This is a genomic window from Stenotrophomonas sp. YJH_SMC_12-1, from assembly GCF_059370935.1.
Window position 1 is genome coordinate 141,825 of record NZ_JCAFUD010000009.1, and the last position, 19,254, is coordinate 161,078.

The following is a 19,254-nucleotide window of genomic DNA, read 5'->3' on the forward strand; positions in this document are numbered from 1 at the left end:
CGCGGGCTCTGGTTTTGAGATAGATTTCACGTTTCCGAACCTACAACCGCCCTGGAGGGGGAGCCGCGGATGCGCATCGGAATCGTCGTCGACTCGGCCTGCGACCTGCCGCAGGACTTCATTGCCGAGCACAACATCGTGCTGCTGCCGATCACCGTCCGCATCGGCGAAGCCGTGCTGGCCGATCACCGCGATGAGCAGGCCACGCTGAGCTTCCTGCACGCGCACGTGGCCGAACACGGCGCCGAGGCGGAAACCATTCCCTTCAGTGTCGCCCAGATCCGCGACCTGTTCCTGCAGCAGCTGGTGATCGATTACGACCACGTGTTCTGCATGACCATCACCAAGACCCGCAGCCCGATCCACGACAACGCACTGCAGGCCAGCTTCGCCATCCTCAACGACTACAAGCCGGTGCGCCAGGCGGCAGGCTACAACTCACCGTTCGCGCTGCGCGTGCTCGATACCCAGAACCTGTTCGCCGCGCAGGCGGTTACGGCGGTGGAAGCCGTGCGCCTGCGCGAGAGCAACGCCAGCGTGCAGCAGATCCGCGAGCGGCTGGAGGAACTGGCCGGCAACGTGCACGGCTACATGGTCACCCGTGACCTGTACTACATGCGTGCGCGCGCACGGCACAAGGGCGACCGCAGTGTCGGCCTGCTCAGTGCGGCGCTGGGCAGCGCGCTGGACATCAAGCCGGTGCTGCACGGCTACCGCGGCGAAACCGGGCCGGTAGCCAAGATCAAGGGCTTCGACAATGCCGTGCAGAAGCTGTTCGCGGTGGTCGGCCAGCGCGTACGTGCCGGACTGATGACGCCGACGGTGTGCGTCAGCTACGGCGGAGAACTGGACGAGCTGCGTGCCCTGCCCGGCTACGCACAGCTGAAAGAGGTCTGCGCCACCCATGGCGTGACCGTGTACGAATCGGTGATGAGCCTGACCGGCATGGTCAACGTCGGCAAGGGCGCGGTCACCGTAGGCTTCGCCGATGGGCCGCATCGGTTCGAATGAGCGCTGGCCACGGCCGGAATCTGCACATCGATTCCACTGCGGTTGTGCCAGTCTTGCCGCACTTCAAGGAGAACTCCATGCCTGCGCAGTACCACATCAGCCTGCCCGACCCGTCCAAGGCCCGTGGCAATGACCCTGACCTGTCCTTCCACTCGCAGGGCGCCGCCGGTTTCGCCGAAGAGCTGCAGGACGCCCTGCGCAGCGGCACGCTGTTCGAGCGCTGGAAGGCCAAGCAGCCCGACCCGGACGCGGTGGAACCGCAGTGGGGCGTGACCGATCCGGAGGCCACCGTGACCGGCGAGCAGAAGGACCTGCGCATCAACCTGGTCGCCACCACCCGCATCGACAGCGACGTGTTCAAGCAGCGCCTGCGCCTGCTGGCCGGCAGCCACTGGGAACTGCGCGACGTGCGTTGAGGCCCTGCCCTGGTAGTTGCCAACCTTGGTTGGCAACTACCGGGACGCGAGGTAGTGCCGGCCGCTGGCCGGCATCCGCAACATCCATGAAGGTGCCGGCCAGCGGCCGGCACTACCAGCCTCCACCCAGCGCGCGGTACAGCTCTACACGCGCGATCGCGGCGGTGGCCTGGCTGTTGGCCAGCGCGGCCTGGTTGTCCAGTGCGATGCGCTGGGTGGTCAGCACGTCCAGCATGTCGACCACGCCGGCCTGGTACTGCCGGCGCGCCGCCCCCAGTGCCGTCTCGCTCTCATCCACTGCCACGTGCAGCTGCACCGTGCGCTGCTGCTCGGCACTGTAGCCATCCATGGCGTCATCCACTTCGTGCCATGCCTGCAGCACGGTACGGCGGAACTGCAGGGCCGACTGTTGCTGCTGCAGCCTGCTCAGCGCGAGATTGGCCTTCAGCCGTCCGCCCTGGAAGATCGGCAGGCTGATCGACGGACCGATGCTGAAACGGTGCGCGTTCCAGCCATCCAGATCATCGAGCTGCTTGGCCTGGAAGCCGGCGTCGCCATTCAAGGTGATGCGCGGCAGGAAACTGGCCTTGGCCACGCCGATGCCTGCCGTTGCCGCATGCAGTGCCGCTTCGGCACGACGGATGTCCGGGCGACGCTCGGCCAGTTCACTGGGCAGCCCCATCGCTACGGCCGGCAACGCCGGCCAGTCACGGCGTGCATCCTGCAGCTGCGCGTCCAGCGCCTGCGGCGGCTGCGCCAGCAGGAACGCCAGCGCATTGCGCAGCTGCGATTCGCGATGCCGCAACGGCGCGATGCGTGCCTGCAGCGATGCCACCTGCGCGGCCGCGCTGGACACCTGCAGCGTGCTGGCCACACCCTGGCGTTGGCGTGCTTCGGTCAGGCGTTTGATGTCGTGGGCGATGCTGAGGTTGTCCTCGGTGATCGCCAGCAGCTGCCGCGTCGCGCGCAGCTGCAGATAATCACGCGCGGTTTCCGCCAGCAGCGCGATGCGCGCTGCATGTGCATCCTCCTCGGCCATCTGCACGCGCGCTTCGGCCGCTTCCACCTGGCGCCGCACGCGGCCCCACAGGTCCAGTTCCCAGCTCAGGCCGATACCGGCCTGGAACAGCCCGTAGTCATCACGGCCGCCGTTGCCGGACGGATCATTCAGGCCCACCTCGCTGTTGCGTGCACGCACGCCACTGGCGCTCGCGCTGACGCTGGGCAGGCGATCGGCGCCGGTGATGCCGCGTGCAGCACGGCTCTGCTGCACGCGGTTGGCCGCCAGCTGCAGGTCCAGGTTGGCCGCCAGCACCTGGTTGGCCAGCTGCCCCAGCAGCGGATCGTCGAAACCGGCCCACCAGGCCGCGTCCTGGTCGATGGCGTTGCCGGCGACGGCCTCACCCTGCCAGTGGCTGGGCAGTTCCGCCTGCGGGCGTACGAAGTCCGGACCCATCGTGCAGGCAGCCAGGGCCGTGCACAGGCTGGTCGCAACGAAGGTGCGGAACACGGTGACTGCGCTCATGCGCCCTCCCCGCTCTTGTGGCCCGGACTGTGCTGCACGCTCTGCGCGCGCGCGCGGCTGCCCAGGTCAACGCTGGCTTCCACCGACATGCCGGCACGCAGCTGGTCCAGCAGCGGCTGGCCCGGCTCCAGCACGATCTTCACCGGAATGCGCTGCACCACCTTGGTGAAGTTGCCGGTGGCGTTCTCTGGTGCGACGGCAGCAAAGGTGACGCCGGTGGCTGGTGCAATGCTGTCGATGTGCCCGCGCAGCGGCTTGCCCGGGAATACGTCCACCTTCAGTTCGACCTGCTGGCCGGCCTGCATGCGGGTCATCTGCGTTTCCTGGAAGTTGGCGACCACGAAGGCGCGCTTCAGCGGTACCACCGCAGCCACCGGCGTACCCGGCGTCAGGTAGGCACCCACGCGCACTGCGCGGCGACCGACCATGCCATCGATCGGTGCGCGCAGCACGGTGTGCGACAGATCCAGTTCGGCGCGTGCCTGCGCGGCTTCCGCACGCTGCACCGCCGCCTGTGCAGCCTGCACGCCCGCGCTGAGGATGTCGGTGCGCTGACGTGCGGTCGACAGCGCGGCCTGGCCCTGCTGCAGATGCGCACTGGCCACGGCCTGCTTCGACTGCGCCTGCTGCGCGTTCTGCACGGTACCGGCGCCGTCACGGGCCAGTTCGCGGTAACGCTGCTGGTCGGCACTGGCCAGGGTCAGTTCGGAACGGCTGACATCGACACTGGCCCTGGCCTGCGCGATCAACGAGTCCTGCTGGGCCAGTGCGGCCTGCGCATTGGCCAGCTGTGCACGGGCATTGGCGAGGTCGGCACGGGCCGCCTGCAGGGCGACCTGGTAGTCGCGGTCGTCGATGCGGGCCAGCACATCACCGGCCTTCACCGACTGGTTGTCCTCGACTTCCACGGCACTGACGAAGCCGGGAATCTTCGGCGCTACCAGGGTGTAGTCGGCCACCACGTACGCATTGTTGGTGGTCTGGTGGCCGCCATCGCGCAGCAGCAGCCACGCGCCGACGGCCAGGGCCAGCACGCCCAGGCCCAGACCAGTGTTGAGGGTGGTTCGATTGATCGTCATGAGGGGGTTCCTGCGAAAGGTTCAGGCCACGGCACGTGGCGGATGGATGCGGGTGGGCATCCAGGCAATGAGGGGAATGAAGGCCAGCGCCACCAGTGCGACCACCCAGTACAGGTCGGCCGAAGTCAGCGCCTGTACCTGTGCATGCAGGCGCGCGCCCAGCTGCGGGCCATCGGCCAGCCACGGTTGCTCGCCAAGGCGGTCGACCAGCACGGTGGAATGGAAATGACGGCGGCCCTGGGCGACGGCATCCAGCACGCCACCGGCGAGCACGGCAGCGAAGCCCTTGACCGTGTTGAACCAAGCCGAGGCGAACGGGCCGTCCTGCGGCGCCAGGCCGCCGGTGGCCAGCATCAGCAGCGGCAGCACCGCCATCGGTTGCGCGAACACCTGCAGCAGCTGCACCCACAGGAAGTTGTCGCGGATCCAGGCCACGTCCAGGTGCGAGCCCAGCCAGCAGGCCAGCGCCAGCATCGCCAGGCCCGTGGCCTGCACCCAGCGGCAGTCCACCGCGCGGATGTTCAGCAGCGCCGCCACCAGCGGCAGCGCGATCACCTGCGGCAGCGCCACCCACAGCAGCATCGGTGCGGTCTGCAGCGGCCGGTAGCCCTGCACGCTGGCCAGGAACCCGGACGGGATCGAGATCACTGCCAGCAGCACGAACAGCACGCCGCCCAGCGTCACCAGCGAGTAGCTGAGATTGCGGTTGGCCAGCAGCTGCAGCTTGAAGAACGGCAGCGGATGGAACCATTCATTGATCATGAACAGCACCATCAGGCCGGCACCGCCACCGATCATCAGCGTGATCATCGGCGAGTCGAACCAGTTCAGCCGCGGGCCCTGCACCAGGCCCAGCACCAGCAGCACCAGCGCCGGCAGGCCCAGCAGCAGGCCGACGCCATCGAACTGGGCAAAACGCTCCAGCCGCAGCGGGTCCTGCGGCAGGCCCCAGCCGACCATCGCCATGGCGGCCAGGCAGTACGGCACGATCTGCCAGAACGCCCAGTGCCAGCCCACCTGCTCGACCCAGAACGCGGCCAGCGGCGTGCCCATGCTTGGGCCGAACGTCGCCGTCAGCGCGTAGCCGGCCAGGCCATACAGCTTGATGCCCGGGGGCAGGAAGCGCAGCGCCACGCTCATCAGCAGCGGCGGCAGCGCGCCACCGCACAGACCCTGCAGCGCGCGCAGCAGCAGGAACACCTGCAGGTTCGGGGCAAGCGGGCACAGCACGCCCAGCACCATGAAGCCACCGATCATCGCCAATGCGAAGCGGCGCAGCGAGAAGGTGGCGGCACACCACGGTGCGAAGGCCATCGCGCTGACCGACATCGCGCCGTAGAGGGCGACGACCCAGCTGCCGTCGTCGACGCTGAAACCCATCGCGCCACGGATGTCGGCCAGGGCGACCTTGGTGATGTTCTCGTTGAAGCCCGACACCAGCACCGCCAGCAGCACGCCACACAGGCCGACCAGAATGCGGCGATCGAGCCCGGGGGCGGCGGCAGGACGGGGCGCTGCGGCGGCCGGGACAGCGGCGGCCGGCGTACTCATCGCCGGGCACCTATCCGTGCAGTGCACGGCATGTTGGGGGTCATTGGAATGCGCTCAGTGAAACTCCGGGGAGCGCAGTCTAGGGAGCCGGTACCCTGCGAAAAATGGCGCAACCCGCATCCCAGGCGTGCGCCAGGCGCACGCCTGCAGATGTCAGCGCGGGGCCTCCCCTGCGCTTTCGCACATGGTCTTGATCGAGCGCCGCAGCCACTGGTGCGCGGCATCGTTGTCCAGCCGCGGATGCCAGGCCTGCACGATGGCCGCGGTACGCACCGGGATCGGCAGCGGGAACAGGCGCAGCGGCAGGCGCATGCTGACGATCCGCTCCAGCATCACGCTTGGCATCTGCGGCAGGATCAGGTCTGATTCGGCCGCCGCGAAGATCGCACCGTGGAAGGTCGGGCTGATCAGCGCCACCCGCCGCTGCAGGCCCAGCGCGGCCAGATCATCGTCGATCGGACCACGCGGCAGGCCGCGGCGCGACACCGCGATGTGGTCGCAGGCGGCAAAACGCTCGGCGCTGATCTCCTCATCGAACAACGGATGATCTTCGCGCGCGGCGCCCATGAACGAGGTACTGAACAGGTTCTGCACCTTGGTATCGGGCGCATGCTTGCCGGCCGTGCTGATGTACAGGTCGATCCGGCCCTGCGCCATCGCATCGTCGTCGGTATCGCCTTCGGGCACGAAGCGCAGCACTGCGCGCGGCGCCTGCTGGCGGAACAGCTCGCGCAGGCGTCCGCCGAAACCACCGACGAACACATCATTGGCACGCACGCTGAAGGTCCGCTCGAGCACGCGCATGTCTACTTCGCGACCGGCGTTGAAGACGCGGTGGGCCTGCTCGATCACATCGCGGACCTGCTCGCGCAGCTGCAGGGCGCGGGGCGTGGGCGCCAGACCGCGGCCGGCACGAACCAGCACCGGGTCGCCCAGCGCGGTGCGGACCCGGCCCAGGGTACGGCTCATCGCCGGCGCGCTCAGGTTCATCCGGCGCGCGGCGGCGGCCACGCTGCATTCGTCAATCAGCACGTCGAGTGCCAGCAACAGGTTCAGGTCCGGCAGGGGCATGAGAGTCTCCAGTAAATCAGATGACTTTACGGCACTTGCAACCACGGTGGATTGCGTTCGACGCATTCATTGACTGCCGCGCACGGCATGGGTGCGCGCGGTGACATCGGCGACCATCCCCGGCCTGCCAAGGAGACATCCATGTTCAATACCCTGCTGGTCGCCCTGGATGGTAGCCCCCAGCACGCACGCGTGCTGGACCTGGCCGCCGCCATCGCCGGCCCCCACAGCCGCCTGCACCTGCTGTGCGTGCTCGACCCCGAATTCGCGCTGGCGGCCAATGCCAGCGAAGCCGACCGCATCGAGTACCCGGAAGCCGCCCGCCAGCGCTCGCGGGCCGAAGCGGTGCTGGCCGAAGCCCTGGCCGAGCTGTGCGAACGCGGCGTCGACGCCATCGCGCAGATTCCCTCCGGCGACCCGGGCGAAGTGATCAGCGAGCAGGCCCGGCGCCTGAAGTGCGACCTGATCGTCATCGGCCACCGCCACCTGTCCCGGCTGGAACGCCTGTTCGAACCCTCGATCGGGCAATGGACCATCGACCACGCGCCCTGTCCGGTGCTGGTGGAAACCCGCGACCCACAGCCCTAGCCACCATGGCCTCCCGTTCCCCGTTGTTTCCCACCCGGGTCAACTACCGCGCCTTCGGTCGACAGTTCGGCCGCGGCGAACAGGCGCTGCTGGGCGCGATACGGCAGTTGCGCGACCCCGATCTGCAGGCCGATGGCCTTGCCCAGCTGAGCGGACTCGGGCTTGGCCAGGAGGGATGCGACGCCTTCATCGGCCTGCTGCCCCTGCTGGCCACCCCCGCCGCTCCGATCGATCTGCTGCCGGCCGGCTCTCCCTTCATTGCCGCCAGCGAGCTGGACCTGCTGGTCTGCCTGCTGCGCATCGCACAATGGCGGCATGCGCGGCCCCGCGAAGACGACACGCTGGCACCGTTGCGCCGTCAACTGGCACGCTGTGCGATGGCCGTGCAGGCGGCAAACCTGCCGTTGCGGCAGCGCTCGTTGTCACCGGTCGGGCTGAGGCTGCTCGATCCGACCGGCTGGTTGCGGCAGCGATAAGCCGTCGCGTCCCCCGTGTGATCGCATGCAGAGAGCTGCTCAGCAGTCCATCGTTCCGTGCGTGCTGCCCTCGTCGTCCAGCACGTGCGCATGCAGGATCACCTGGTTGCGGCCAGCCCGCTTGGCGGCATACAGGCCGGCATCGGCGTCTGCCAGCAACTGATCGGCACTGGCCAGAGCCGGCGGATGCAGGTAACCCACGCCGACGCTGATGCTGACCGGGCCTTCCGGCAATGGCAGCGCTTCGACCGCTTCGCGCAGCCGCTCGGCCAGCGCCAGCACGCCCGACAACGGGCTTCCGGGCACGATGACGGCGAACTCTTCACCGCCATAACGCGCAACGCTGTCACCACCGCGACCGGCTATGGTCTTCAGCACCCCGGCCACCGCCTGCAGGCAACGATCACCGGCCGGATGGCCGTGCTGGTCGTTGAAGGCCTTGAAGTGGTCGATATCCACCAGCAGCAGGCCCAGCTCGGTGCCGCTGCGCCGTGCGCGATTCCACTCGGACGTCAGCCGTGCGTCGAACTCGCGGCGGTTGGCCACGCCGGTCAGGCCATCCTGCCGCGCCAGTTGATCCAGTGCTGCCTGGCGTTCCAGAAGATCGGTCTGCAGCAGGACGCTGCGCAGGCCGAAGCCAAGGGTGGCTACGACGAAGCCGGCAACGGCCAACGGCCGCGCATGATCGACCACCAGCGTGCCGACCACCAGCAGCAGCAATGGCAGGATGATCGGACCGGCGGCCTGCACCGTCCTCGCCAGCCGCGGGTGTGCCGTGGTGCCTGTGTCCGGCCTCGTGTCCAGCGCCAGGCAGGCGATCAGCAGAAAAGGTACGTCGATCAGCAGATCGTTGAACGCACCGAATGCATCATCGGAGGTGTAGTGGTTGATGTAGTAGGCCACCAGCAGATAGGCCAGTGCGTACAGCGCCAGTGCGCGGAAGAACCTGCGCCGTTCGGGCACGTCGCCGGCCAGCCATCGCACCACGGCGAACGCGGCGATACACAGGTTCTGGATGTCGAACATGCGCTGCATGTTGGACATCGCATGGGCGTCGACCTCGACACGGGCGGCGAACGATGCGGTGTGCACGAAGAACAGCACACCCAGCAGCGCCGCCATCGCCGCGTCGATCAGGCTGATGCTCAGGCGCTCGCGGCGTGCCCGCGCCAGGATGAACACCAGGGGCACGCCATACAGCACGTACAACAACAGGCTGACGCGTGGGGTGAAGTCAGCCCGGCCGGCACCCAGCGCATCCACCATGTTGAACGTCATGCCGCCGGCCCACAGCAGCAGTGCCATCGCGGTAGAACGCCAGCCCAGAGTGGCGCGGTCACGTTGCGCCCGCACCAGGCACGCGGCGGCGGCCAGCAGCGGTGCGCCGGTCAGGAAAACGAAGGAGCCTACCCCGGCGGGGCCAGGCCACAGGGCCAGCACCATGCCATGGCACAGCACATACAGCAGCGCCAGCACTACCGGCATGCATCCCCCGATCCGCAAGGCCTTCTACGCGCACGATAGCGCGGGGCGGCGCCATAAGGGTGTGATCCATCGCTGAAAAAGGGGACGGAGGGGATTAAGTCGTTTGCGGCACAGCGGCAAATGACTTAATCCCCTCCGTCCCCTTTTTCCCAGGGCGCTCAGCCCTGCAGGGCGCGGGCGTGGTGGGCGATGTGCTCGCCGATGAAGCTGGCGATGAAGTAGTAGCTGTGGTCGTAGCCGGGCTGCAGGCGCAGGGTCAGCGGATGGCCGGCGGCATCGCAGGCCTGCTGCAGGCGCTGCGGCTGCAGCTGGGTCTGCAGGAACTCGTCCGCCTCGCCCTGGTCGACCAGCAGCGGCAGACGCTCGTCAGCCATAGCGATCAGCTCGCAGGCATCCCATTGCGCCCAGTCGGCCGGGTTGTCGCCCAGATAGGCATGGAAGGCCTTCTGCCCCCACGGCACGTGGCTGGGCGCGACGATCGGCGAAAACGCCGACACGCTGCGATAGCGCCCGGGGTTGCGCAGCGCGATCACCAGCGCGCCATGGCCGCCCATCGAATGGCCACTGATCGCGCGCGCGTCGGTCACCGCGAAGTTCGCCTCGATCAGCGCCGGCAGCTCCTGCGCCACGTAGTCATGCATGCGGTAGTGCTTCGCCCACGGTGCGCGGGTGGCATTGAGGTAGAACCCTGCCCCCTTGCCCAGGTCGTAGCCCTCGGCATCGGCCACGTCATCACCGCGCGGGCTGGTGTCGGGCGCGACGATGATCACACCGTGCTCGGCCGCATAACGCTGCGCGCCGGCCTTGGTGATGAAGTTCTGCTCGGTGCAGGTCAGGCCGCTCAGCCAGTACAGCACCGGCAGCTTCTGTGTTTCCGCCTGCGGTGGCAGGTACACGGCGAACTGCATGTCGCAGCCCAGCGTGGTCGAATGATGGCGGTAGACGTCCTGCCAGCCGCCAAAACAGGCGCGGTGTTCAATGCGTTCCATGGTGCTCTCCTGCGCGGCGCGTCAGCGCACGCGTGCTGCTGGTAGATGCCGACCGTGGTCGGCTTATCCACGCCCGGCGTGGATGCCTTGGTTGATCCGTTCATCCAGCTGTGCCAGCAGGCGCAGCAACGATTCGACGCCAGGCTGGCCGTCCAGGTTGCGATACGCCGCCACCGCCACGTCGCTGCGCGGTGGCCACTGGCCGTCGGCGCGGGCCTCGTAGAGGCGCGGCAGGAATACCTGCGCAAGCCACTGCTCGAACGGCATGCCATCGTCGCTGCCGAAGGCCGAAGTCACCGCACGCGGTGGTCCCACCTCGCCGTCGACCCAGCCCAGCGCACGCAACGCCTGCTCGATCGACACCACCAGAGCCGCGCGCGGGTCTTCCGCACGCGGCCGGCGCAGGGCATCGAACCAGCCCATGACGCGGCTCAGTAGTGGACCACCGAACGGATCGACTTGCCTTCATGCATCAGGTCGAAGGCGTCGTTGATCTTGTCCAGGTCCATGGTGTGGGTGACGAACGGGGCCAGTTCGATATCGCCCTTCATCGCATCCTCGACCATGCCTGGCAGCTGGCTGCGGCCCTTCACGCCGCCGAAGGCGGTGCCCATCCACTTGCGCCCGGTCACCAGCTGGAACGGACGGGTGGAGATCTCCTGGCCCGAACCGGCCACGCCGATCACCACGCTCTGGCCCCAGCCACGGTGCGCGCATTCCAGCGCCGCGCGCATCACGTTGACGTTGCCGATGCACTCGAAGCTGTGGTCCACGCCCCAGGTGGTCATTTCAACGATGACCTGCTGGATCGGCTTGTCGAAATCCTTCGGATTGATGCAGTCGGTGGCACCGAATTCGCGCGCCAGCTCGAACTTGGACGGGTTGGTGTCCACCGCGATGATGCGGCCGGCCTTGGCCTGGCGTGCACCCTGGATCACCGCCAGGCCGATGCCACCGAGGCCGAACACGGCCACGCTGTCGCCTTCCTGCACCTTGGCGGTGTTGTGTACCGCGCCGATGCCGGTGGTGACGCCGCAGCCGAGCAGGCAGACATGTTCCGGGTTGGCGTCCGGGTTGATCTTCGCCAGCGAGACTTCGGCAACGACGGTGTACTCGCTGAAGGTCGAGCAACCCATGTAGTGGTACAGCGGCTCACCGTTGTAGCTGAAGCGGCTGGTGCCATCGGGCATCACACCCTTGCCCTGGGTGGCGCGCACGGCCACGCACAGGTTGGTCTTGCCGCTCTTGCAGAACAGGCACTCGCCGCACTCGGCGGTGTACAGCGGAATCACGTGGTCGCCGGGCTTGACGCTGGTCACGCCCTCGCCGACCTCCACCACGATGCCGGCACCTTCATGGCCCAGCACCACCGGGAACAGGCCTTCCGGGTCATCGCCGGACAGGGTGAACGCATCGGTGTGGCAGACACCGGTATGGGTGATCTTCACCAGCACCTCGCCTGCCTTCGGCGGGGCGACGTCGATCTCGACGATCTTCAGCGGCTGGCCGGGACCAAAGGCGACGGCGGCACGGGACTTCATGGTGGATTCTCCAGAGACAGGTAATGACAGGATGGGCGGCGCCATGTTGCGCCATCGTTTATTTCAGGTACGAGCGGATCAACGCGCTCATGTCGCGCACGCGTTCGGCGCGTTGTTCATCGGAGGCTGCGGGTTGCCCGAACTCCTCGCGCAGATGAGCCTCCATCACCTCGGACATCAGGCCGTTGACCGCGCCACGGATGGCGGCGATCTGCTGCAGCACCGGCCCGCAGTCGGCGCCGGCTTCCAGCGCGCGGTCCAGCGCATCGCACTGGCCGCGGATGCGGCGCACGCGGGCCAGGACCTTTTTCTTCTCTTCGGGGGAGTGCGGCATGGCGGGCCACCTCGGAACTATACTGGGGGACAGTATACAAGCCGAAGTCACGAACTCAATCCTGGCCGGCTCAATCGAACAATCCCTCACCCGCCAACCGGGTCAGCTCATCCACCACGTAGCGCACCTTGGGCCGCAGGTGGCGCGTCGGTGGCCACAGTGCGTGGATATCGATGTGCCGTTGCATGTGCGCATCCAGCACCGACCGCAACGCGCCGGAATCCAGGTGGCGTCGTACCAGTGAAACCGGCATCTGGCAGATACCAAGCCCGGCGATGGCCGCCTCGATCACCGCGTCGCCGTCATTGAGTTGATACGGCGCATTCGGGATGAATGTCCCTTCGTCCTCCTCGCTACCGATCCGCCACCACACCGGTTGCCCGTGGCGGAAGCCAACAATGCTGCGGTGCTGCGCCAGTTCCTCCACCGTGCGCGGCACGCCGTGGGCCTGCAGGTACTCCGGCGATGCGCAGGTGACCAGTCGCTGGCGCCCCAGCCGCCGCGCCACCAGATGCTCGGCCTGGTGCAGCCCGCCGAAGCGGATCAGCAGGTCGATGCCTTCCTCGACGGGATCGACGAAATGATCGGTGAAGGTCATCGTCAACTGCAGGTCCGGGTACTGCCGGCACAGCCGCAACAGCACCGGCAGCACCACCAGGCGCCCGAACGAGGATGGCATGTCGATGCGCAGCCGCCCGCTGGGCAGGCCGGCCGAACCCAGGCAGGCCTCGGCGGCGGAGATTTCTTCCAGCGCCGCCGCGCACGATGCGTAGTACGCCTCGCCATCGGTGGTCAGCGCGATGCGCCGCGTGGTGCGGTGGAACAGGCGCACCCCCAGCCGCGCTTCCAGCCGGGCGATGGCCTTGCCCACCGCCGAGCGCGAGATGCCCAGCGCGTCGGCGGCCTCGGTGAAGCTGCCTGAGCGGGCCGTGGTGACGAACGTGACCAGGCCATTCAACGATTCCAGCGGCAGCATCGTTCGCGCTCCATTGGGGACAAATAGTCCCGCACCCAGGGAGATCGAAGCGCTTTATGCGCCCGCATGTCAACTCCATCCTGTGTGCATCGCGCCGCTGGCGCCTTCCCCCGCACCGAGATGACCGACATGACCGCCGCCCTGTTCCGCCCCTTCGACCTTGCAGGCACTTCCCTGCGCAACCGCATCGCGATGGCGCCGATGACCCGTGCCCGCAACCCCGGAGCGGTCGCCAACGAACTCACCGCGCAGTACTACCGGCAGCGCGCCAGCGCCGGCCTGATCATCAGCGAAGGCACGCCTGTCTCGCCGCAGGGCCAGGGCTACATCGACGTGCCGGGCATCTGGTCGGCCGAGCAGGTGGCCGGGTGGAAGCGTGTCACCGAGGTGGTGCATGCCGCACAGGGCACGATCTTCGCCCAGCTCTGGCACGTTGGCCGCATGTCGCATTCCTCGCTGCAGCCCGACGGTGGGCAACCGGTCAGCGCCGGTACCCGCCCGGTGGCCAGCGCACCGAAGAACACCTCGTTCGTGTACCTGGACGATGGCAGCCGCGGCCACGCCGATCCCACTCCGGCACGTGCACTGGAGACTGCGGAGATCCCCGGTATCGTCGACGACTTCGTGCGCGGGGCGGACAACGCCATTGCGGCCGGCTTCGACGGCATCGAACTGCATGCCGCCAACGGTTACCTGTTCGAGCAGTTCCTCAACCCGCTCATCAACCAGCGTGATGATCGCTACGGCGGCTCGCTGCCCAATCGTGCGCGCTTGATCCTGGACACCGTCGATGCGATGGCGCAGCGTATCGGTGCGCATCGCATCGGCGTGCGCCTGGCACCGAACAACCTCACCTTCGACATGCCGTTCTACCCCGACAACGAGGCCACCTACCTGTACCTGGCCGAGGAACTGGGCAAGCGCGGCCTGGCCTATGTGCATCTCAACGACAACCTGCAGGCGGGCCAGTCGGTGCTGGGCGAGGTGTTCCTGCGGCAGTTCAAGCAGGCCTACGGCGGCACCGTCATCCTGGCAGGTGGCATGACCCGCGAACGCGCCCTGCAGCTGGTCGAAGCGGGCATCATCGACCTGGCCGCGTTCGGCCAGCCGTTCATCGCCAACCCGGATCTGGTCGAGCGCTTGCAGCGCAACGTCGCGCTGGCCACGCCGGACCGCAGCACCTATTACGGGGGCGGCGAGGCAGGCTACCTCGATTACCCGGCCGCAGGCTGATCCCGCACGGTGTCGGATCCCCGCCGCCGGCGGGGCTCCGACCCATGTCCTCAGGCATCCTCGCGCACGTACGCGAACGACTCGTCCAACCGCTCGCAGCCGATCACTTCAACGACGATGGCCTGTGCGTCGTCTTCGCTGATGTTTCCTTCTTCAATATCGTCAACGCGGGCAAACAGCTGCTGCAACGCCGCGTACTGGTCGTCGCGAAGGAAGGATTGGTGGGACTGCAACCAGCGCTGCAGATTGCCGGCCAGCTCGCCGTGCGACAGCAGCGTATACGGCGCTTGGTAGTCGGCAACGGCTTCGACCATCTTGCGGAACAGGAAATCCTGGTAGTTGGCGGCCAGCACATCGGCACGATCATCGTCATGCCACACCAGCACGACGGGGGGCTCGGCAAAGCCGGGCGCGTTGCTCCAGAAGCAGTAGCTGTCACCCGCGCCGGTCCGCGCAAAAGGCAGCAGTTGCAGGTCTGTGCGCAGGGGATTGTAATGATCCTCCGCAGTCAGCTCCTGCCACGCCTCCAGCAGCTCGTCGTGTTCCAACGGCTCGTAGTCCTGGGCGTACAGCAGCACCGGCGGATCCGCCTGCAGCGTCGGGAATACCACCTCGGACCATTCCGGATGGGTAGCACCCCAGCTCAACCGACCCGCTGCATGCAACTGCTTGAACAGGGGCGGGAAGGTCTGGCCCGTGGCCTGTTCGATGCCGGATAGCGCGCTCATGGATGTCCTTGTCGATGGAGACCGCCCAGCTTGCCCGAATCCGCGCAGGAGATGAACCGGCCGCAGCACGCGGCAGGACTAGACTGCGACCACCGGATGCCGCCCATCGCTGCCATGAACGCCACTGCCCACAGCTTCATCGTCAACCTCGACGTGCCCGACCTGGCCGCCGCCGAAGACTTCTACATCCGGGCCTTCGGCCTGCGCATCGGCCGCCGTCTCGGCCCGGGCGCCGTGGAGCTGCTCGGTGGGCCAACGCCGCTCTACCTGCTGCACAACGACGCCGGCAGCGCCGCCACCGAAGACGGCGACGTGCGCGACTACGAGCGCCATTGGACGCCGCTGCACCTGGATTGGGTGGTGGATGACATCGAAGCCGCGCTGGTACGTGCGGTCGCAGCCGGGGCGACGCTCGAGCAGTCCGTGCGCGAGCGTCGCTGGGGGCACATCGCCGTGCTGGCCGATCCGTTCGGCCACGGCTTCTGCCTGATCCAGTTCAGTGGCGAAGGCTACGACGCGCTGGTCGAATGACAGGCGCCACGTTCACCACGGCAACGGCACCGCTTCGCCGTTGGCGCGCTCGCCGTAGTACAGCGACGGCAGCAGGCGCGAGAGGAAACTGAACTCCGTGTAGCAATGCTTGAGCAGGCCCAGGCCGACCGCATCGCCGGCATCGCAGCGTGGATCGGCGCTGTCCAGGCCGAGCACGAAGCGGCTGCGCAGCACACAGCCAAACGGCGTATCACGCGCCACGTGCAGCATCTGCCCGTCGCAGGGATCACCGTTTGCATCCAGGCGGACGTGGTCGCCGAAGCCGATGCGCGCGGCGATCACCGCCGATACATCGCCTGCATCCTGTGCCGCCTGCAGGCGCTCGGGCACCAGCAGCGTGCGCGGGTCATGGAACTTCAGGCGCGCCGCCACCGGCGGAATGTCGGCCAGCGATTCCACCGCATGGATGCTGGCACCGTGGTAGCTGCGTCCGCGCTGCCAGGCCTCGTCCCAGCCGCGATGCTCGACATGATCGACCGGATGCCACCAGCGGATGTGCTGGGTGGTCTCGAAGAAGGTGAACCACCAGTCGAGCATGCGGCCCTTGCAGCCGTGCAGATCGGTGCGCACCGCCACCAGCAGGGTGCCGTCTTCGCGGCGCTGGATGCCGGTCTCCAGGTGCATCGGCGCCGGGTCCAGCAGATCGTGGTGGTCCAGCCAGGCGCGTGCGTTCACAGCGGTATACATCGGGGTCTCCTGCGGTGTTGGGAGCCCCGACAATACGGAAACGCTATTCGTTTCGCAATTGTCCGGATGCGGTAAGATGGGCGCAATGAACAGCACCACCGTGCCCGAGCCCACATCACCGACCCGCCGCCGCGGCCGCCCTGCGCGGCCGGAAGCCGAAGTCCGCCACGCCGTGCTGCAGGCCACGCTGGAACTGCTGCTGGCGCAGGGCTACGAGGCCACCACCATCGAAGCGGTGGCGGCGCACGCCGGGGTGGCGAAGAAGACCGTCTACCGCCACGCCAGCAATCGCGAGGAACTGGTTGGGTTGGCGGTGCGTGAGTGGACCGACGGCTTCGCGCCACAACTGCAGCGCGATGCGCGCAATGCCGAAGAGGTCGTGCCGTTGCTGCAGGACATCCTGCACGCGGTGTGCGCGCAGGCGCTGTCGGCGCAGGCGGTGCAGGTGTTCCGCCTGCTGGCCACCGACTTTCCCGGCAAGGACGCGCTGCTGCAGGCCTATCTGGACAACGGCATCCAACGCGGCCGTGCGCTGCTGGCCGACTGGCTGGCGCGCCAGCAACAGCGTGGGCTGCTACGCGAGGGAGATCCTGTTCGCATGGCGCGATTGCTGCTGGCGATGGCCGTGGCCGAGCCGCTGCGCGAACGCGTGATCGGTGTGGTGGCCGAGGATGCGCCGGTGGACGTGCACCTGCGCGACTGCGTGGCGTTCTTGGCGCCGGTGTTGCAGGCGCCGTAAGGTTGCTCCATCCACGCGTGGCGTGGATCTACCGGCCGATCCCGATTCGTTGGTCGGCAATGGCCTGCCCCGGTGGGTGCCGACCGTTGGTCGGCACTCCTGCAGCACCTCACTCGCGCAGCATGTCCACGAACGCACGCAGCGCGGCAGGCATCTGCCGCTGCTTCGGGTAATACAGCGCGAAGCCGGCGAACGGTTCGCTCCAGTCTTCCAGCACCGCCACCATCTGTCCGGATTCGATGTACGGCCGCGCGGTGTCTTCCAGCACATAGGCCAGGCCAATGCCATCGAGCACCGCGCCGACCACGGTGCCCTGCTCGCCCAGCGTCAGCCGCCCCGGTACATCGATCTCCAGCGCCTGCCCACCGCGCTCGAACTGCCACTTGTACAGATGCCCGCTGGCGAAGCGGAAGCGGATGCATTCGTGTGTGGCCAGGTCGCGCGGATGCTGTGGCGCCGGGCGCCGCCGCAGGTAGTCCGGCGAGCCGACAATCAAGCCACGCAGCGGTGGGCCCATCGGCACCGCCACCATGTCCTCGGGTACGAACTCGTGCAGGCGCACGCCGGCGTCGTAGCCTTCGGCAACGATATCGACCAGGCCATCGTTCTCGGTCAGCTCCACCCGCACGTCGGGATGGGCGTGCAGGAAGCGCGCCAGCCGTGGCCCCAACTGGGTCGGCACTGCGGCGCGGGTAGCATTGATACGCAGCAGGCCCGCCGGTGCGGCGCGGAACTGGTTCATCTCCTCCAGCGCGTCATTCACCTGGCCCAGCGCGGGCTGCAGGCGTTCCAGCAGGCGCTGCCCGGCCTCGGTCAGGGCCACGCTGCGGGTGGTGCGATGGAACAGGCCCACGCCCAACCGTTCCTCCAGCGCGCGGATCGCATAACTCACCGCCGAGGTCGACAGCGCCAGCTCGGCGCCGGCACGGCGGAAGCTGCGGTGACGGGCGACCGCCGCGAACGCGGCCAGGTGGGTGAGATTGTCAGTGGCCATGATTGTGCAGTTTCACTTGATGAATCATGCCGATATCCGTGCTTCTTGCGGCTGGGTACGGGGCGTATTGTAAAACGCCTTTCGACAAACCCTGCCAAGGATTCCCCATGTCCCTCGCCCGTGGTTACGCCGCCCATTCCCATACCGACCCGCTGGTGCCCTTCGAGTTCGAACGCCGCGCGGTCGGCCCGGACGATGTGCGCATCGAGATCCTCTACAGCGGCATCTGCCACTCCGACCTGCACCAGGCCCGCGACGACTGGGGTGGCTCGATCTACCCGATGGTGCCGGGCCACGAGATCATCGGCCGTGTGACCGAGGTCGGCAGCAACGTCACCCGCTTCAAGGTCGGCGACCACGCCGGCGTCGGCTGCATGGTCGACTCCTGCCGCCACTGCGATGCCTGCGAGCACGACCTGGAGCAGTACTGCGCAGAGGGCGCGACCTGGACCTACAACGGCCGTGAACGCGAAAGCGGCGCGCCGACCTACGGCGGCTATTCCGACCACGTGGTGGTCGAACAGCGCTTCGTGGTGAAGGTGTCAGACACCCTCGACCTGAAGGCCGCCGCCCCGCTGCTGTGCGCCGGCATCACCACCTGGTCGCCGCTGCGCCACTGGAAGGTCGGCCCGGGCCAGAAGGTCGGCGTGATCGGCCTCGGTGGCCTCGGCCACATGGGCGTGAAGTTCGCCAAGGCACTCGGCGCGCACGTGGTGATGATCACCACCACGCCGGAAAAGGGTGCCGACGCCAAGCGCCTGGGCGCCGATGAGGTGCTGGTCTCGCGCGATGCCGCGCAGATGAAGGCGCACGCGGGCAGCTTCGACTTCCTGCTCAACACCATCCCGGTCGGCCATGACACCAACCCGTACATGGGCCTGCTCAAGCGTGAAGCCACCATGTGCCTGGTCGGCGTGCTGACCGAACTGGACCCGCCGTTGACCGGTGGCAGCGTGATCTTCGGCCGCAAGCACCTGACCGGCTCGGCGATTGGCGGCATGGCTGAAACCCAGGAAATGATGGACTTCTGTGCCGAGCACGGCATCGTCAGCGATGTGGAGATGATCGACATCAAGAACGTCAACGAAGCCTGGGAACGCATGGCGAAGAACGATGTACGCTACCGCTTCGTGATCGACATGGCGACGATGAAGGACGCCGCCTGATCCAGGGCAGATGCGAAAAAGAAAAACCCCGGCAATGCCGGGGTTTTTTTCTGGTAGTGCCGGCCGCTGGCCGGCGCCCCCGCCTGGCTGCCGGCCAGCGGCCGGCACTACCG

At 67.5% G+C, this 19,254-nt stretch carries 21 protein-coding genes; 8 read left to right on the plus strand and 13 right to left on the minus strand.

Annotated features, from left to right (window positions below; all coding sequences use genetic code 11):
* Window positions 1-69 precede the first annotated feature (69 nt).
* Window positions 70-1,011 (plus strand): DegV family protein, encoded by a 942-nt coding sequence (locus AC5P8Y_RS17110; protein ID WP_049403548.1) that lies wholly within the window; start codon window positions 70-72, stop codon window positions 1,009-1,011.
* A 77-nt stretch (window positions 1,012-1,088) separates the two neighbouring features.
* Window positions 1,089-1,427: a hypothetical protein gene (locus AC5P8Y_RS17115; RefSeq protein WP_005410998.1), complete on the plus strand. Its 339-nt coding sequence runs from the start codon at window positions 1,089-1,091 to the stop codon at window positions 1,425-1,427.
* 112 nt (window positions 1,428-1,539) lie between these two features.
* Here the strand turns inward: AC5P8Y_RS17115 and AC5P8Y_RS17120 are convergent, their stop codons facing one another.
* The 4 genes from AC5P8Y_RS17120 to AC5P8Y_RS17135 all read right to left on the minus strand — a co-directional run bounded on the left by AC5P8Y_RS17120 (window position 1,540) and on the right by AC5P8Y_RS17135 (window position 6,653).
* Window positions 1,540-2,952 carry an efflux transporter outer membrane subunit gene (locus AC5P8Y_RS17120; RefSeq protein ID WP_049403547.1) on the minus strand — a complete coding sequence of 471 codons (1,413 nt, stop codon included), beginning with the start codon at window positions 2,950-2,952 and terminating at the stop codon, window positions 1,540-1,542.
* Window positions 2,949-4,031: an HlyD family secretion protein gene (locus AC5P8Y_RS17125; RefSeq protein WP_012481236.1), complete on the minus strand. Its 1,083-nt coding sequence runs from the start codon at window positions 4,029-4,031 to the stop codon at window positions 2,949-2,951. Before AC5P8Y_RS17125 ends, AC5P8Y_RS17120 begins: the two co-directional genes overlap by 4 nt.
* Before the next feature lie 21 nt (window positions 4,032-4,052).
* Entirely contained in the window at window positions 4,053-5,582 is a 1,530-nt protein-coding gene (locus tag AC5P8Y_RS17130) for an MFS transporter (protein WP_049403546.1), read from the minus strand.
* Between the two features lie 153 nt (window positions 5,583-5,735).
* Window positions 5,736-6,653 (minus strand): LysR family transcriptional regulator, encoded by a 918-nt coding sequence (locus AC5P8Y_RS17135; RefSeq protein WP_033835215.1) that lies wholly within the window; start codon window positions 6,651-6,653, stop codon window positions 5,736-5,738.
* A 141-nt stretch (window positions 6,654-6,794) separates the two neighbouring features.
* Here AC5P8Y_RS17135 and AC5P8Y_RS17140 point away from each other — a divergent pair, with 141 nt between their 5' ends.
* A complete protein-coding gene (locus tag AC5P8Y_RS17140; RefSeq protein ID WP_049403545.1) occupies window positions 6,795-7,241 on the plus strand; it encodes a universal stress protein in 447 nt (148 codons plus the stop codon).
* 5 nt (window positions 7,242-7,246) lie between these two features.
* Complete coding sequence (locus AC5P8Y_RS17145; protein ID WP_005411004.1) at window positions 7,247-7,717, plus strand: hypothetical protein; 471 nt, start codon at window positions 7,247-7,249, stop codon at window positions 7,715-7,717.
* A 39-nt stretch (window positions 7,718-7,756) separates the two neighbouring features.
* Here AC5P8Y_RS17145 and AC5P8Y_RS17150 read toward each other — a convergent pair whose 3' ends face one another.
* The 6 genes from AC5P8Y_RS17150 to AC5P8Y_RS17175 form a co-directional block, all read right to left on the minus strand.
* Window positions 7,757-9,202 carry a GGDEF domain-containing protein gene (locus tag AC5P8Y_RS17150; protein WP_049403544.1) on the minus strand — a complete coding sequence of 482 codons (1,446 nt, stop codon included), beginning with the start codon at window positions 9,200-9,202 and terminating at the stop codon, window positions 7,757-7,759.
* Window positions 9,203-9,360: 158 nt separating this feature from the next.
* On the minus strand, window positions 9,361-10,191 hold the full coding sequence (gene fghA / locus AC5P8Y_RS17155) for an S-formylglutathione hydrolase (protein ID WP_005411006.1): 831 nt from the start codon (window positions 10,189-10,191) through the stop codon (window positions 9,361-9,363).
* 63 nt (window positions 10,192-10,254) lie between these two features.
* A complete protein-coding gene (locus AC5P8Y_RS17160) occupies window positions 10,255-10,614 on the minus strand; it encodes a YqcC family protein (RefSeq protein WP_049403543.1) in 360 nt (119 codons plus the stop codon).
* An 8-nt stretch (window positions 10,615-10,622) separates the two neighbouring features.
* On the minus strand, window positions 10,623-11,732 hold the full coding sequence (locus AC5P8Y_RS17165) for an S-(hydroxymethyl)glutathione dehydrogenase/class III alcohol dehydrogenase (protein WP_033835220.1): 1,110 nt from the start codon (window positions 11,730-11,732) through the stop codon (window positions 10,623-10,625).
* A gap of 58 nt (window positions 11,733-11,790) precedes the next feature.
* Window positions 11,791-12,066, minus strand: coding sequence for a formaldehyde-responsive transcriptional repressor FrmR (gene frmR / locus AC5P8Y_RS17170; RefSeq protein WP_005411009.1), 276 nt, complete (start codon window positions 12,064-12,066; stop codon window positions 11,791-11,793).
* 70 nt (window positions 12,067-12,136) lie between these two features.
* Window positions 12,137-13,042: a LysR family transcriptional regulator gene (locus AC5P8Y_RS17175; RefSeq protein ID WP_005414458.1), complete on the minus strand. Its 906-nt coding sequence runs from the start codon at window positions 13,040-13,042 to the stop codon at window positions 12,137-12,139.
* Between the two features lie 129 nt (window positions 13,043-13,171).
* Here AC5P8Y_RS17175 and AC5P8Y_RS17180 point away from each other — a divergent pair, with 129 nt between their 5' ends.
* Entirely contained in the window at window positions 13,172-14,275 is a 1,104-nt protein-coding gene (locus AC5P8Y_RS17180) for an alkene reductase (RefSeq protein WP_049403558.1), read from the plus strand.
* Between the two features lie 50 nt (window positions 14,276-14,325).
* Here the strand turns inward: AC5P8Y_RS17180 and AC5P8Y_RS17185 are convergent, their stop codons facing one another.
* A complete protein-coding gene (locus AC5P8Y_RS17185; protein ID WP_049403542.1) occupies window positions 14,326-15,003 on the minus strand; it encodes an SMI1/KNR4 family protein in 678 nt (225 codons plus the stop codon).
* Window positions 15,004-15,117: 114 nt separating this feature from the next.
* On the opposite strand from AC5P8Y_RS17185, the gene AC5P8Y_RS17190 reads away from it, so the two are divergent.
* Complete coding sequence (locus AC5P8Y_RS17190) at window positions 15,118-15,534, plus strand: VOC family protein (RefSeq protein ID WP_049403557.1); 417 nt, start codon at window positions 15,118-15,120, stop codon at window positions 15,532-15,534.
* Between the two features lie 12 nt (window positions 15,535-15,546).
* On the opposite strand, the gene AC5P8Y_RS17195 is transcribed toward AC5P8Y_RS17190, so the two are convergent.
* Window positions 15,547-16,242 (minus strand): DAPG hydrolase family protein, encoded by a 696-nt coding sequence (locus AC5P8Y_RS17195; protein ID WP_049403541.1) that lies wholly within the window; start codon window positions 16,240-16,242, stop codon window positions 15,547-15,549.
* 76 nt (window positions 16,243-16,318) lie between these two features.
* Between AC5P8Y_RS17195 and AC5P8Y_RS17200 the strand changes: the two genes are divergently transcribed.
* Entirely contained in the window at window positions 16,319-16,981 is a 663-nt protein-coding gene (locus AC5P8Y_RS17200; protein ID WP_111108632.1) for a TetR/AcrR family transcriptional regulator, read from the plus strand.
* Between the two features lie 109 nt (window positions 16,982-17,090).
* Here the strand turns inward: AC5P8Y_RS17200 and AC5P8Y_RS17205 are convergent, their stop codons facing one another.
* On the minus strand, window positions 17,091-17,975 hold the full coding sequence (locus AC5P8Y_RS17205) for a LysR family transcriptional regulator (RefSeq protein ID WP_049403539.1): 885 nt from the start codon (window positions 17,973-17,975) through the stop codon (window positions 17,091-17,093).
* Window positions 17,976-18,082: 107 nt separating this feature from the next.
* Between AC5P8Y_RS17205 and AC5P8Y_RS17210 the strand changes: the two genes are divergently transcribed.
* Window positions 18,083-19,141 carry an NAD(P)-dependent alcohol dehydrogenase gene (locus tag AC5P8Y_RS17210; protein ID WP_012481247.1) on the plus strand — a complete coding sequence of 353 codons (1,059 nt, stop codon included), beginning with the start codon at window positions 18,083-18,085 and terminating at the stop codon, window positions 19,139-19,141.
* Window positions 19,142-19,254 lie beyond the last annotated feature (113 nt).

What these genes read in the sequence shown, in the direction of transcription:
- AC5P8Y_RS17160 (WP_049403543.1), bottom strand. Translation starts at nt 10,614, where the DNA reads ATGGGCTGGTTCGATGCCCTGCGCCGGCCGCGTGCGGAAGACCCGCGC.
- AC5P8Y_RS17145 (WP_005411004.1), top strand. Translation starts at nt 7,247, where the DNA reads ATGGCCTCCCGTTCCCCGTTGTTTCCCACCCGGGTCAACTACCGCGCC.
- frmR (WP_005411009.1), bottom strand. Translation starts at nt 12,066, where the DNA reads ATGCCGCACTCCCCCGAAGAGAAGAAAAAGGTCCTGGCCCGCGTGCGC.
- AC5P8Y_RS17110 (WP_049403548.1), top strand. Translation starts at nt 70, where the DNA reads ATGCGCATCGGAATCGTCGTCGACTCGGCCTGCGACCTGCCGCAGGAC.
- AC5P8Y_RS17185 (WP_049403542.1), bottom strand. Translation starts at nt 15,003, where the DNA reads ATGAGCGCGCTATCCGGCATCGAACAGGCCACGGGCCAGACCTTCCCG.
- AC5P8Y_RS17125 (WP_012481236.1), bottom strand. Translation starts at nt 4,031, where the DNA reads ATGACGATCAATCGAACCACCCTCAACACTGGTCTGGGCCTGGGCGTG.
- AC5P8Y_RS17190 (WP_049403557.1), top strand. Translation starts at nt 15,118, where the DNA reads ATGAACGCCACTGCCCACAGCTTCATCGTCAACCTCGACGTGCCCGAC.
- AC5P8Y_RS17210 (WP_012481247.1), top strand. Translation starts at nt 18,083, where the DNA reads ATGTCCCTCGCCCGTGGTTACGCCGCCCATTCCCATACCGACCCGCTG.
- AC5P8Y_RS17130 (WP_049403546.1), bottom strand. Translation starts at nt 5,582, where the DNA reads ATGAGTACGCCGGCCGCCGCTGTCCCGGCCGCCGCAGCGCCCCGTCCT.
- AC5P8Y_RS17150 (WP_049403544.1), bottom strand. Translation starts at nt 9,202, where the DNA reads ATGCCGGTAGTGCTGGCGCTGCTGTATGTGCTGTGCCATGGCATGGTG.
- fghA (WP_005411006.1), bottom strand. Translation starts at nt 10,191, where the DNA reads ATGGAACGCATTGAACACCGCGCCTGTTTTGGCGGCTGGCAGGACGTC.
- AC5P8Y_RS17200 (WP_111108632.1), top strand. Translation starts at nt 16,319, where the DNA reads ATGGGCGCAATGAACAGCACCACCGTGCCCGAGCCCACATCACCGACC.
- AC5P8Y_RS17120 (WP_049403547.1), bottom strand. Translation starts at nt 2,952, where the DNA reads ATGAGCGCAGTCACCGTGTTCCGCACCTTCGTTGCGACCAGCCTGTGC.
- AC5P8Y_RS17115 (WP_005410998.1), top strand. Translation starts at nt 1,089, where the DNA reads ATGCCTGCGCAGTACCACATCAGCCTGCCCGACCCGTCCAAGGCCCGT.
- AC5P8Y_RS17140 (WP_049403545.1), top strand. Translation starts at nt 6,795, where the DNA reads ATGTTCAATACCCTGCTGGTCGCCCTGGATGGTAGCCCCCAGCACGCA.
- AC5P8Y_RS17180 (WP_049403558.1), top strand. Translation starts at nt 13,172, where the DNA reads ATGACCGCCGCCCTGTTCCGCCCCTTCGACCTTGCAGGCACTTCCCTG.
- AC5P8Y_RS17135 (WP_033835215.1), bottom strand. Translation starts at nt 6,653, where the DNA reads ATGCCCCTGCCGGACCTGAACCTGTTGCTGGCACTCGACGTGCTGATT.
- AC5P8Y_RS17205 (WP_049403539.1), bottom strand. Translation starts at nt 17,975, where the DNA reads ATGGCCACTGACAATCTCACCCACCTGGCCGCGTTCGCGGCGGTCGCC.
- AC5P8Y_RS17175 (WP_005414458.1), bottom strand. Translation starts at nt 13,042, where the DNA reads ATGCTGCCGCTGGAATCGTTGAATGGCCTGGTCACGTTCGTCACCACG.
- AC5P8Y_RS17165 (WP_033835220.1), bottom strand. Translation starts at nt 11,732, where the DNA reads ATGAAGTCCCGTGCCGCCGTCGCCTTTGGTCCCGGCCAGCCGCTGAAG.
- AC5P8Y_RS17195 (WP_049403541.1), bottom strand. Translation starts at nt 16,242, where the DNA reads ATGTATACCGCTGTGAACGCACGCGCCTGGCTGGACCACCACGATCTG.